The sequence below is a fragment of the Thalassospira sp. SN3W genome (assembly GCF_038070535.1).
Classification (GTDB): domain Bacteria; phylum Pseudomonadota; class Alphaproteobacteria; order Rhodospirillales; family Thalassospiraceae; genus Thalassospira; species Thalassospira xiamenensis.
On record NZ_CP121124.1, the window covers coordinates 2,908,785 to 2,921,567 of the forward strand.

Here is a 12,783-nt window from a genome sequence, read left to right on the forward strand (position 1 = left end):
ACACATGCGGGTCTGGTAATACGGTGTGCTAGGTTCTACGTAAGTAACGGATTGAACGTGTGTTTCGCGCACTGGTCGTGGGGATGGGCGTTCCGGTTCCGGCAAACAGTATGATTGTCGGAGATGTGGAGGGGGTTTATGGACGATCTTTTAAGTGAATTTCTGACAGAGACTTCGGAGAGCCTTTCGACGCTTGACGTCGAGCTGGTCAAACTGGAGCAGAATCCGAACGATCCGGATATTCTGTCGAATATTTTCCGCCTGGTGCATACCATCAAGGGGACATGCGGATTTCTTGGGTTGCCGCGACTGGAAGCAGTTGCGCATGCCGGTGAAAACGTGCTTGGCAAGATCCGTGATGGCGAACTGGTTGTAACACCGGATGCGGTGACGCTTGTTCTTGAATCCATTGATACGATCAAATATCTGCTGAGCGAGCTTGAGCAGAATGAAACCGAACCGGATGGCAACGATGCAGATCTGATCGCGCGTCTTAACCATTTTGCCGATACCGGTACGATTATGGGCGGAAGCGCCGCACCGGCAGCCGCCGCCCCGGTCGAGGAAGAAGTCGCCGAAGAAGTGCCGATGACCGATGATGAGCGGTTGCAGGCAATTTTCGATGCAACCGAAGTCGACCCGGATATTCAGGAGCCGGAACCTGCTCCTGCGCCCAAGAAACCCGCACCGGCAGCCGCCCCGCCCGCAGCAGCAAAGTCGCAGGCAGTTGCCCCGGCCAAGGCCGCTGCGTCCGAGGGGCCAAAGGCCGAAGCGCAGCGTGGCGAGGCCAAGGAAAGTTCTGTCGCGGCTCAGACGATCCGTGTGAACGTCGAGCTGCTTGAAAACCTTATGACCTTGGTTTCCGAGCTTGTTCTGACCCGTAACCAGCTGTTGCAGATGGTTCGCGGCAAGGATGACAGCGAATTTACCGTTCCCTTGCAGCGCCTGTCGCACATCACTACCGACCTTCAGGAAGGTGTGATGAAAACGCGTATGCAGCCGATTGGCAACGCTTGGGCGAAACTGCCGCGTATTGTTCGCGACCTTGCGCTTGAGATGAACAAGAAAATCGATCTGCAGATGATCGGTGCCGATACGGAACTTGACCGTCAGGTGCTTGAACTCATCAAGGATCCGCTGACCCACATGGTCCGTAACTCTGCCGACCATGGTCTTGAAGATATTCCGGGGCGTCGTGAAGCTGGCAAGCCGGAAACCGGTACGGTTACGCTGAATGCCTATCACGAAGGCGGCCACATCATCATCGAGATTTCCGACGATGGCCGCGGTCTCAATATTGAACGGATCAAGGCCAAGGCGATTGCCAATGGTCTTGCAACCGAAAGCGATCTTGACGGCATGGCGGATTCGCAAATCCACCAGTTCATCTTCAAGGCCGGTTTCTCGACCGCCGAAAAGGTGACCTCGGTTTCGGGGCGTGGTGTCGGCATGGACGTGGTCCGTACCAACATCGAAAAAATCGGTGGTACGGTTGAACTGAAATCGGTCGAAGGCCGTGGTTCGACCTTTATCATCAAAATCCCGCTCACCCTTGCCATCGTTTCGGCACTGATCGTTGAAAGTGGCGGCGAACGTTTCGCCATTCCGCAGATCAGCGTTCTGGAATTGGTCCGGGCTTCAAGCAATTCCGATCATTCGATCGAACGCATCCACGATACGCCTGTCCTGCGTCTGCGCAACCGTCTGCTGCCGCTTGTCACGCTCAAGAAAATTCTTGGTCTTGATGACGGCGAAACAACGGTCGATGACGTGGATGAAGAAGCCTTCATCGTCGTCACCCAGGTTGGGACCTATTCCTTCGGTATCATCGTTGACCGCGTGTTCGACACCGAGGAAATCGTGGTTAAACCGGTCGCACCGATCCTGCGTGACCTGTCTCTGTTCTCGGGGAACACCATCCTTGGTGACGGTAGCGTGATCATGATCCTGGATCCGAACGGCATTGCGACCCGCACCGGCGAAATCACCGTTGGTGGTTCGCAGGGTGTCGAAAGCAAGGCGCGCTCCGATACCGGTGATCGCGAAACGACGTCCATGCTGGTCTTCCGGGCTGGCGGTGCAGAAGTTCGTGCCGTACCGCTGGCACTGGTTGCCCGCCTCGAAGAAATCGATGTCGAAAACATCGAATATTCGAACGGTCGTCCGCTGGTTCAGTATCGTGGTAAGCTGATGCCGCTGGTCTTCATTGATGGTTCCTATCAGATGAAAGCCGAAGGCCGTCAGCCGACCCTGGTCTTCCAGGATCGCGAACGGACCATGGGCCTTGTGGTTGACGAAATTGTCGATATCGTCGATGACGTCCTTAATGTCGAACTGACAGCCGATCAGGATGGTCTGGTCGGGTCTGCGGTGATCGACGGCAAGGCAACCGATCTGATTGATGCTGGCTACTATCTTGAACTGGCGTTCTCGGACTGGTTTGGTCATGAGGATACCGGCGGCGAGAAAAAACGTGTGCTTCTGGTCGATGACAGCCCGTTCTTCCGTAACCTTCTCACACCGATGCTGTCGGTGTCCGGTTTCCGTGTCATTGCGGTCGAGAATGCCGAGCAGGCGCTTGATCTTAAAAATCGCGGTGAAATGTTCGACGCGATCATCAGTGATATCGAAATGCCGGGCATGAACGGCTTCGAATTTGCCGAAAGCCTGCAGAATGATGAACATTGGGGGGATACCCCGATCATCGCGCTGTCCTCGCACACCAGCGAGGAAGACTTCGAACGGGGTCGTCAGGTTGGCTTTAGCGACTATGTCGCGAAATTCGATCGAGATGCGCTGGTATCAACGCTGATCCAGACGCTGAGCGCAGTGTAAATCGGGGAAAAGTCCAATGAGCGATAAAAAGGCACTCGTCCCGAGCAAAGAACAGAGCACGGCCCTTGACCTTGGCGGGGCGACGAAGGATTTCGTTACCGCCTATATCGGCAAGCAGTTGTTCGGTATTCCGGTTCTGACGGTTCAGGATGTTCTTGGTCCGCAGCGCATCACGCGCATTCCGCTGGCTCCGCCCGAAGTGGCAGGGTCGCTGAACCTGCGTGGGCGCATTGTCACGGCGATTGATGTTCGCAAACGTCTGGGTCTTCGTGAACGCGAAGACGACGTGCCGGGCATGAGCATAGTGGTCGATCAGGGTGGTGAACTATACAGCCTGATGGTCGATCAGGTCGGAGAAGTTCTGAGCGTTCCGCAAAAAGCGTTCGAGCAGAACCCTGCGACGCTCGATCCGCGCTGGCGCGAATTTTCCGATGGCATTTTCCGGCTCGACAAGAAGCTTCTTGTCATTCTGGATGTGACCCGTCTGCTTGATTTCACGGTTTCTGTGAAACAGGCCGGCTAACGATGTTAGTCTGTACCGGGTGCAAAATGCATCCGGTACAATGCCGGTTTTGGCTTAACGATCTAATTTGCGAGAAGGAAGTCGATGAAGAGTTGTCTCGTCGTCGATGATTCGAAAGTCATCAGAATGGTGGCACGCCGTATCCTGGAAGAAATGGGATTTGCGGTCATTGAGGCTGTGGATGGACAGGAGGCAATTGATCGATGCCTTGAAGCCATGCCAGACGCGGTGTTGCTTGATTGGAACATGCCGGTGAAAAGCGGGATTGATTTCCTGCGGGAACTGCGCGCAGCCCCTGGTGGTGATGAGCCCGTCGTCGTGTTCTGCACTACAGAAAACGATCTCGAGCATATCCAGGAGGCCATCACGGCCGGTGCGAACGAGTACATCATGAAACCGTTCGACAGCGAGATCATCCAGGCAAAATTTGAGCAGGTGGGTCTGATTTAAGGTTCCTGTCAGCGTCGCTGTGCATTTGCCTTGGTTTTTGGTCCGGTTGCTCTAACGGGAACGTCGGTACGTGGAAGACACGCCAATTCATCCACCCTATAAAGTCCTGATTGTCGACGATTCCGCAATCGTGCGTGGTCTGGTAACCCGCATGTTGCAGGAAGACGACGATATCGAGGTCGTCGGTTCTGTTGCCAATGGCGAAGACGCGCTTGGCGTCATGCGTCAGGAGATCGGTATCGAAGCGATCGTTCTCGACATTGAAATGCCGGTCATGGATGGTCTGACGGCATTGCCCAAGCTGCTTGAAATCGATCCGACGGTTCGCGTGATCATGGCATCGACCCTGACCAAGCGAAACGCCGATATCAGTTTTCAGGCCATGACGCTGGGTGCTGTGGACTACATTCCCAAACCGTCCTCGGCCAAGGACCTTAATGTTGGCGAAGGCTTCCGGGCCGAGTTGCTCGACAAGGTCAAGGCCTGGGCTGAACAGCGTCGCAAGATGCTGGGGGCGGATCAGGCACGGCTTGAAGAAATCCATGAAGAACAGGTCGTCGTTGACGATGTGGATACCGCCGAACGGCATGAAGAGTTGCCGGAATCTGCTGCACCGGAAGATGACGCCTCCGCAACAGAAAAGCCCGCTGGCGATGCTCCGGCACCGTTCCGGGCCGAACTGTCGGCGGAGCATCAGATATTGCAAAAGCCCGGCCGGGTTCAGCGCAAACGGTTCACCGCTGAACTGCGCCCGCGTCCGACGCACCAGCCCGGCCGTCTTGGCCCGATGTCGACCCGCCCGATGCCTCAGCCCCAACATCCTCAGCACGTGCAGCCGGTATCCCCGGCACAGGGGCAGGGCAAAGAAGGCGGGGCCACGACCATTAACCGTGATGCGGCTACACAAACAACCAACATGCCTGCGCGCGATCCGGGTCGTCTGATCCGCGAGGCGGCAATTGCAGCCGGTGATGCCAAGGCGACAGGCGCGAATGTCAAACCGTCAACCCGCCAGACATCGGGCGGTGCTGTCGGTGGTGGGGCAGTGGCGCGAAATGCGCCGGTCAAACAGGCACCACAACGTGCCGCCCCGGCCGCACGCAGCCCAGCCGCCGCGGCGGCAGCGCGCGCCAAGGCGCCGACCGGTGCCGCTGCACCGGCGCCGGCAAAACGGGTGATCACGGGCGGACAGATCAGTCTGCTTCCCGAAAAACGGCTTAATGTCGAAGCGATTGCCATCGGAAGTTCGACCGGTGGTCCACAGGCCCTGTTCGAGGTTCTGCGTGGTCTTGCCGGTGTGCGTCAGCCGATTTTCATTACCCAGCATATGCCTGCGACTTTTACCACGATCCTTGCCGAACACATCACCCGCCTGACCGGGCTTAAATGTCAGGAAGGCCAGACCGGCATGCAAATTCAGGGCGGACAGGTTTACCTTGCCCCCGGTGATTACCACATGGTGATAGAGGGCCGTGGCAACAGCAGGAAAATTGTTCTGAACCAGAACCCGCCAGAAAACTTCTGTCGTCCGTCGGTTGATCCGATGCTCCGCAGCCTTGTGGAAAGCTACGGTGGTAATATACTCACGGCTATCCTTACAGGTATGGGACAGGATGGTATGCTGGGCGGGCGTGCTGTCGTGGGTGCCGGGGGGATGGTTGTTGCACAGGACGAGCAGACAAGCGTTGTATGGGGAATGCCCGGTGCCGCGGCACATGCGGGTATTTGTTCGGCGGTTCTCCCCGTGGGTGGCATCGCGGCCTATATCAAAAAATTTGCAGGGGGTCGTTAAGCCGAGATGATGAGGCCGGAAGACTTCGATTTCGTCAGCAGACTTATAAAGTCAAAATCCGGGCTCGTTCTGAGCCAGGACAAGACATATCTGCTCGAAAGCCGGCTGATGCCGATTGCACGCAAGCGCGGGCTTAAGGACCTGACCGAGCTGATCGCGGCATTGCGCGGCGGTGACCGCGTGCTTGTCGAGGAAGTCGTCGATGCGATGACAACCAATGAAAGTTTCTTCTTCCGCGATACCAAGCCCTTTGATCAGTTCCGGCATGTCGTTCTGCCGCACATGATCAAGGAGCGCGCGTCAAAGCGCCATCTGCGCATCTGGTGTGCGGCGGCGTCTTCGGGGCAGGAACCCTATTCGCTGGCGATGATCCTTGAAGATTTCAAATCCCAGCTTTCCGGCTGGCGGGTTGAAATTATCGGAACCGACATTTCGCGCGAAATCCTGACCAAGGCGCGTGCTGGTTTGTATTCCCAGTTTGAAGTTCAAAGGGGACTTCCGATCCAGCTTCTGGTCAAATATTTCCAGAAGAAAGAAGACCAGTGGCAAATCTCGCAGGAAATCCGCTCCAAGGTTCAATACAAGGAATTCAACCTGCTTGAGGATTTCCGGCCGCTGGGTCAGTTCGATATCGTCTATTGCCGCAACGTTCTGATTTATTTTGATCAGCCAACCAAGACAGATGTGCTGGCGCGTATATCGGCATTGATGCCCGATGATGGCTTCCTGTTCCTTGGCGGGGCGGAAACGGTTCTTGGGATTTCCGACAAGTTCAAACCGCTTGCGCGTCAACGCGGCATCTATCAGTTGAACCGTCCGGGAGCGCCGGATGTCGATGTTTCAGCACTTGAGAAAATTCAGGCGGGTGCCAGTGCGGCGGCTGGGGCGGCGAGTGGTACCGCGACAGGCGGTTTCGCGTTTCCCAAGCCGAAACATATGCAAACTGCCACCGGTGGTACGACCGCCAGTGCAGGTGCCGGAGCCACAACCCCGCCGCGTCCCGGGCTTTCGACCGGAACCACGGCACGCCCCACGACCCCAACGGGCACCGGCACAGCAGCCCGTCCGTCAACAACGGGAACAACCGGGACTACCGGCAGCACATATTCACGTCCTTCAACCGGCACTACCGGGACGGCGGGATCAACTGGGACGGCTGGATCGACATATCGCCGTCCCCTGGGCACAACAGGCACCGCTGGTTCAAGCGGCACGGGCAGCACTCCGCCCGCAAGGCCGTCAACCGGAACCGGCAGCACGGGCAGCGGAACAACCCGCCCGTCCACGACCTTTGATCGGTCGCGCTTTGGCAAGCCGGAAGACAAGAAATAGAAATCAGGATGGTTGCCGTGTAACGCGCACCCGCCAAAAGCAAAACGCCCCGACGATCCATCGGGGCGTTTTTGACTTCGTGCGCAGCGGAACGCGATAAAGTTCGTTGCGTTCAGGCGGCAGCACTACTGTTTACATCCGGATCGCGCAGGACATAGCCCCGGCCCCAGACTGTATGGATGTAGTTGTCACCCTTGGTGGCTGACTGGATTTTCTTGCGCAGCTTGCACACGAAAACGTCAATGATCTTGAGCTCCGGCTCGTCCATACCACCATAGAGATGGTTCAGGAACATTTCCTTGGTCAATGTCGTGCCCTTGCGCAGCGACAGCAATTCAAGGATGCCATATTCCTTGCCGGTCAGATGCAGCGGCGATCCATCAACATCAACCGTGCGTGCATCAAGGTTCACATTCAGTCTGCCGGTGGCAATCATCGATTGTGCGTGGCCGCGCGACCGGCGAACGATCGCCTGAATGCGTGCCAGCAGTTCAACCTTGTCAAACGGCTTGGTCAGATAGTCATCCGCGCCAAAACCAAGGCCTTTGACCTTGTCTTCGGTTTCGGTCAACCCCGACAGGATAAGCACCGGGGTTTCAACGCGTGCGTCGCGCAAACGTCTGAGAACTTCATAGCCGTCGATGTCCGGCAGCATGAGATCCAGAAGAATAATATCGTAGTCATACAATTTACCGATCTCGAGGCCATCTTCCCCAAGATCCGTAGTGTCGACAACCATGCCCTCCGATTTCAGCATCAACTCGATGCTGTCAGCAGTGGCGTTGTCATCTTCGACAAGCAGCACCCGCATGTTCCGCTCCGTTACCGTGTTCCGCAAAAAATCCGTGTTAATCCGGCTAATTTCGACAAGCGCCCCAACGATTGCCGTGTGGAATTTTATTCCATTCCGTTAACGATACGTTGCTTTGCGACTCGTGGCAAGCAGGCGAGTCGCATGTTGTTAACTTTTTTTCATCGATAAAGGCAGATGGTGCGGGGAATGTGAAGTTTCCCAACGGTTTGCGCCGTTAACGACCATGACTGCCGATACCGGATTTTTAATGGCAATTCCGCATATACGGGTTTTTAATACCGTTTATGCCACTTATATCTGGTGCGACGCGGTCGAATTTGCCACCCTTTGACATGGGACTGCGATAAAATTCCTGATCGCATCACATATCGGAACCCATCAAACAGAAAAGCGCAAACGTGTTCCAGATTGGCCGAAATATTGTCGCCGAACTTCGCCGCATTCCGGATTACCGGACTGTCGGGCGGGTAACCGCTGTTCTTGGCCTGCTGGTTGAAATTGGCGGGGTCGAAGGGGCGCTTTCGGTGGGGGATCGTTGCAAGGTCAAACGCCGTGATGGTGTGGCCGTAATTTGCGAAGTTGTTGGTTTCCGGAATGAACGAGCACTTTTGATGCCGTTCGGGATGCTTGATGGCATCGGGATTGGCTGTGAAGTCGAACTGGCCGACACCCAACCACAGGTCTATCCCGATGAAAGCTGGCTGGGGCGTGTGGTCAATGCGTTCGGCCAGCCGGTCGATGGCAAGGGTCCGCTGACCGAAGGACCGACACCATACCCGATCCGCAATGCACCGCCATCGGCCCATTCGCGCCAGCGTGTGGCGGGGAAGATTGATCTGGGTGTGCGGGCGATGAATACCTTTCTCACCTGCTGCCGGGGGCAGCGTATGGGCATATTTGCCGGGTCCGGGGTTGGTAAATCCAGTTTGCTGTCGATGATGACCCGCCATACGACATCCGATGTTTCGGTTGTCGGCCTGATCGGTGAACGTGGCCGCGAAGCCCGCGAATTCATCGAAGACGATCTGGGCGAAGAAGGCCTTCGCAGGTCTGTTGTCGTGGTTGCCACGTCGGACGAGCCGCCATTGATGCGACGTCAGGCTGCCTATATGACCATGGCGCTGTCGGAATTCTTCCGCGATACCGGGCGTGACGTGCTGTGTATGATGGATTCTGTGACCCGTTTTGCCATGGCGCAACGCGAAATCAGCCTTTCGGTCGGCGAACCACCCGCGTCAAAGGGCTATACCCCGACGGTGTTTGCCGAATTGCCGCGCCTTCTGGAACGTGCCGGGCCGGGCGGGCCGGGGCAGGGATCGGTGACCGGCCTGTTTACCGTTCTGGTCGACGGGGATGATCATAACGAACCGATTTCCGATGCGGTGCGTGGTATTCTTGATGGCCACGTCGTGCTGGACCGCGCAATCGCCGAACAGGGTCGGTATCCGGCGATCAATATCCTGCGCAGTGTTTCGCGTACCATGCCCGGATGTAATAGCGAGTATGAAAACCAGATCGTTTCGCGCGCCCGTCAGCTGCTGGCAACCTATGAAGACATGGCGGAACTGATCCGTCTGGGGGCCTATCGTCTGGGAACGGATCCCAAGGTGGACGAAGCCATTCATTACTTCCCGCTGATCGAGGAATTCCTCAAACAGCGTAAAACCGAATGTACCCGGCTGGCCGATGGTTATGCCGAATTGGCACGTCGTCTTGATCTGGCACCCGCCCAACAGGAAGTCCCGGATGCAGGTGGCCAACCGGCAGCCAACCCGCAGGGCGCAACCGTTATGGAACGCAACCGGCTTCGCCCGCAGGTCAATAGCCGTTCAACCGCGACGAATCCGGGTAATGATCTGAATGCGGCCAAACGTGCGCTTCGCCGCGATCAGCAGTAATCACATGATCATGCTGATGCCGCGTCCGCCATATTTCAGGTAACTGACCACGATGGCCAAGGATTTCAAAACACTGATCCGTATGCGCAAATGGGCGCTGGATGATAAACGCCGCGAACTTGGCGAAATGCAGGGCATACTGACCAATCTTCTGGCGGAAAAGGATGCGCTGGAAAAGGCCGTGATAGCCGAGCAGAAGGTTGCCGCCGAAAACCCCGAACTGGCCGGTTTTGCCTATGGCCCCTTTGCCAGTGCCGTCGTGTTCGAGCGCGAAGCACTGGTAAAGCGGATCGCAGAACAGGAAGCCAAAATCGACGCGTTCCGCGATGAGGTCGCGGATGCGTTCAAGGCCGTCAAGACCGCGGAAATCGCTGAACGCAACCGTGTCGAAGCAGAACGCGCCGAAGAAGATCGCAAGGAGCAGGCCGAACTTGATGAAATCGGCGCACGTTCGGCAACACGTGATGACGGTCTGATCTAAGCCTGATCAGGCCGAAATATCCACACCCGTGTCAACACCCGTCACCGCGCGAAGTTCATCTGGCATCAGGGAAAACACGGTTTTGGGTGTGCCCGCGGCCAGCCAGATTATCTTTTTCGCAAGCAGCTTTTCATCAATCAGGGTCTCGACCGGGCCGACATGTCCAAAGGGCGGAACACCGCCAATGGCGTAACCGGTATGGGTGCGGACTTCGTTGGCATCTGCCTTGCGGATATCAAGGCCAAGCAGATGGGCAACCTTGGTTTCATCTACCCGGTCGGCACCGTTCATGATGATCAGTACCGGTTTGTTGCCTTCGGTCATGAAAACCAGTGATTTGCCGATATCACTGACATCGCAACCAATGGCCGCCGCGGCATCCGCGGCCGACCGTGTGCCATCAGGGAATTCGAGAACCTTGACATGGCCAAGGTGGTGATTGTTGAAGGCGTTCTGCAGGCACGAGGGCGGTGAAACCTGTTTCATTTGGTTGCTCCCAGCTCTTTGGCTTTGCGTTTACGTTTCTGATTGATCAGATTAAGCGTCTCGACACCCAGGCTGAATGCCATGGCGAAGTAAATGTAACCTTTTGGAACATGGATTTCGACACCGTCAAGCAGCAGGACAAACCCGACCAGAATCAGGAAGGCCAGCGCCAGCATTTTGACCGACGGGTGCTTTTCGACAAAATCGCTGATGGTGCCGGCTGCTGCCAGCATGACGAGAACCGACAGGACAACCGCGATCATCATGATCGAAAGATGATCAACCAGTCCAACCGCCGTAATCACGCTGTCGAGCGAGAATATCATATCAAGCAGCATGATCTGGGTGATGGTCATCGCAAAACTCGACATGATCTTGCCGGGGCCGTGTTCTTCGGGTTCGTCAATTGTATGGTGAATTTCCTTGGACGCCTTGGCGATCAGGAACAGACCACCGATAATCAGAATAAGGTCACGTCCGCTGACTTCCTGCCCGAAGGCGGCAAACAGCGGGGCGGTCAATTCCATCACCCAGGCGATACAGGCCAGAAGCACAAGCCGCATGCCCATCGCCCCGATAAGGCCGATGCGGCGAGCCGATTTCTGTTGATTTTTCGGGAGTTTGGAAACAATCACCGACAGGAAAACGATGTTATCGATGCCCAGTACGATCTCAAGCGCGGTCAAAGTCGCAAGCCCCATCCACATATGCGGATCTGTGACCCATTCAAACATGATCTTTTCGTTCCTATGTCACGGGTGCCAAAATCATCGGCAGCGATTAAGCCCAGACACCTGCCATCTAACGCAAGCGTGAATTGATTTTAGACTGCCAAGATTGGAAAAATGATGGCAACAAAACAGACAGGTATCGCCGATGGTGCCAGATTGCTTCAATCAGGTAGTGTTGACCGGCCCTTCAGCAACAAGGATTTCCAGTATGCGCGCTTTTTTCGCCGGTCTGAGCATCGTCACAGGCCTTGTAATGGCCATGGTATCGATGCCCGCAAAAGCCGACCCGGCCCCCGATATCGGCAATTGGCAGTCGGTTCTTGATCAGGCGCGCGGCCAGACCGTGTATTTTCATGCCTGGGGTGGGGAGCCGCGCATCAATGATTATATCGCGTGGGCGGGTGCCCAGGTGCAGGAGCGATACGGTGTGAATGTCGTACAGGTGAAACTTTCCGACACGGCCGATGCAGTGGCAAAGGTGTTGTCGGAAAAGACGGCTGGCGTCGATGATGGCGGGGCGGTCGATATGATCTGGCTGAATGGTGAAAACTTTGCCGCCATGAAACGCAATGACCTTCTGTTTGGGCCGTGGGCCGAACAGACGCCGAATTTTGCCTATGTCGATGTCGAAGGCAAGCCAACCGTAATCAACGATTTCACGGTTCCGACCATGGGCTTTGAAGCGCCGTGGGGTATGGCGCAGGTCAGCTTCTATTATGACACCGCACGCCTTGATAGCGTACCGAAGTCAGCCCAAGCCTTGCTTGAATGGCTGGTCAAACATCCGGGGCGCTTCACCTATCCCCAGCCGCCGAATTATATGGGCTCGACCTTTCTGAAACAAATCCTGACCGAGCTGGTTGAGGATCCGAAAGTTCTGCAACAGCCCGCCAATGAAACGGACGCCAAAAAGGTTCTGGCACCTCTTTGGGGATATCTCGAAGACTTGCAACCGCTATTGTGGCGCAACGGGCAGGCCTATCCGCAAAATGGTGCCTCGCTACGTACGATGATGGCCGATAACCAGATCGATATCGCGTTTTCGTTTAGCTCGGGCGAAGTCTCATCGGCAATCGAGGCGATGGAACTGCCCGATACAGTGCGATCCTATGTGTTTGACAAGGGTACGCTTGGCAACACCAACTTCGTTGCCATCCCCTATAACGCATCGGCCAAGGCCGGGGCGGTCGTGCTGGCCGATTTCCTGATGTCACCCGAAGCCCAACTGCGCAAACAGGACCCGCAATACTGGGGAGCCGATACGGTACTGGCGATGGATAAATTGCCAGAAGACATGCAAAAGGCCTTTGCCGATCTGGATCTTGGCATTGCGTCTCTGTCGCCTTCCGAACGTGGCACGGTTCTGCCGGAACCGCATCCAAGCTGGATGGAACTGGTTGAAACAGAATGGCAGAAGCGCTACGGCGTGGTGCAATAAGCC

General features: G+C 56.1%; 11 protein-coding genes. 8 read left to right on the forward strand and 3 right to left on the reverse strand.

The window, feature by feature from the left end; translation table 11 throughout:
- Nucleotides 1-138: 138 nt before the first annotated feature.
- The 5 genes from P8T57_RS13090 (at nt 139) to P8T57_RS13110 (ending at nt 6,932) form a co-directional block, all read left to right on the forward strand.
- A complete protein-coding gene (locus P8T57_RS13090) occupies nt 139-2,835 on the forward strand; it encodes a chemotaxis protein CheW (protein ID WP_341363347.1) in 2,697 nt (898 codons plus the stop codon).
- A gap of 16 nt (nt 2,836-2,851) precedes the next feature.
- Entirely contained in the window at nt 2,852-3,358 is a 507-nt protein-coding gene (locus tag P8T57_RS13095; protein ID WP_007091316.1) for a chemotaxis protein CheW, read from the forward strand.
- Nucleotides 3,359-3,442: 84 nt separating this feature from the next.
- The gene (locus tag P8T57_RS13100; RefSeq protein ID WP_062952925.1) at nt 3,443-3,808 is read left to right on the forward strand and encodes a response regulator; all 366 of its coding nucleotides are present in this window, start codon (nt 3,443-3,445) and stop codon (nt 3,806-3,808) included.
- 70 nt (nt 3,809-3,878) lie between these two features.
- The gene (locus tag P8T57_RS13105) at nt 3,879-5,600 is read left to right on the forward strand and encodes a chemotaxis protein CheB (RefSeq protein ID WP_341363348.1); all 1,722 of its coding nucleotides are present in this window, start codon (nt 3,879-3,881) and stop codon (nt 5,598-5,600) included.
- A 6-nt stretch (nt 5,601-5,606) separates the two neighbouring features.
- Nucleotides 5,607-6,932: a protein-glutamate O-methyltransferase CheR gene (locus P8T57_RS13110; protein WP_341363349.1), complete on the forward strand. Its 1,326-nt coding sequence runs from the start codon at nt 5,607-5,609 to the stop codon at nt 6,930-6,932.
- 112 nt (nt 6,933-7,044) lie between these two features.
- On the opposite strand, the gene P8T57_RS13115 is transcribed toward P8T57_RS13110, so the two are convergent.
- The gene (locus P8T57_RS13115) at nt 7,045-7,743 is read right to left on the reverse strand and encodes a response regulator transcription factor (protein ID WP_007091320.1); all 699 of its coding nucleotides are present in this window, start codon (nt 7,741-7,743) and stop codon (nt 7,045-7,047) included.
- Nucleotides 7,744-8,144: 401 nt separating this feature from the next.
- Here P8T57_RS13115 and fliI point away from each other — a divergent pair, with 401 nt between their 5' ends.
- Both fliI and P8T57_RS13125 read left to right on the forward strand, forming a co-directional pair.
- Nucleotides 8,145-9,644 (forward strand): flagellar protein export ATPase FliI, encoded by a 1,500-nt coding sequence (gene fliI / locus P8T57_RS13120; RefSeq protein ID WP_341363350.1) that lies wholly within the window; start codon nt 8,145-8,147, stop codon nt 9,642-9,644.
- Nucleotides 9,645-9,696: 52 nt separating this feature from the next.
- Nucleotides 9,697-10,125: a flagellar FliJ family protein gene (locus P8T57_RS13125; RefSeq protein WP_037989518.1), complete on the forward strand. Its 429-nt coding sequence runs from the start codon at nt 9,697-9,699 to the stop codon at nt 10,123-10,125.
- Nucleotides 10,126-10,131: 6 nt separating this feature from the next.
- Here the strand turns inward: P8T57_RS13125 and P8T57_RS13130 are convergent, their stop codons facing one another.
- Together P8T57_RS13130 and P8T57_RS13135 are read right to left on the reverse strand one after the other, a co-directional pair.
- The gene (locus P8T57_RS13130; protein ID WP_037989520.1) at nt 10,132-10,611 is read right to left on the reverse strand and encodes a YbaK/EbsC family protein; all 480 of its coding nucleotides are present in this window, start codon (nt 10,609-10,611) and stop codon (nt 10,132-10,134) included.
- The gene (locus P8T57_RS13135) at nt 10,608-11,345 is read right to left on the reverse strand and encodes a TerC family protein (RefSeq protein WP_037989522.1); all 738 of its coding nucleotides are present in this window, start codon (nt 11,343-11,345) and stop codon (nt 10,608-10,610) included. The genes P8T57_RS13130 and P8T57_RS13135 overlap by 4 nt, the downstream gene beginning before the upstream one ends.
- A 205-nt stretch (nt 11,346-11,550) precedes the next feature.
- On the opposite strand from P8T57_RS13135, the gene P8T57_RS13140 reads away from it, so the two are divergent.
- On the forward strand, nt 11,551-12,780 hold the full coding sequence (locus tag P8T57_RS13140) for an ABC transporter substrate-binding protein (RefSeq protein ID WP_341363351.1): 1,230 nt from the start codon (nt 11,551-11,553) through the stop codon (nt 12,778-12,780).
- Nucleotides 12,781-12,783: the final 3 nt, after the last annotated feature.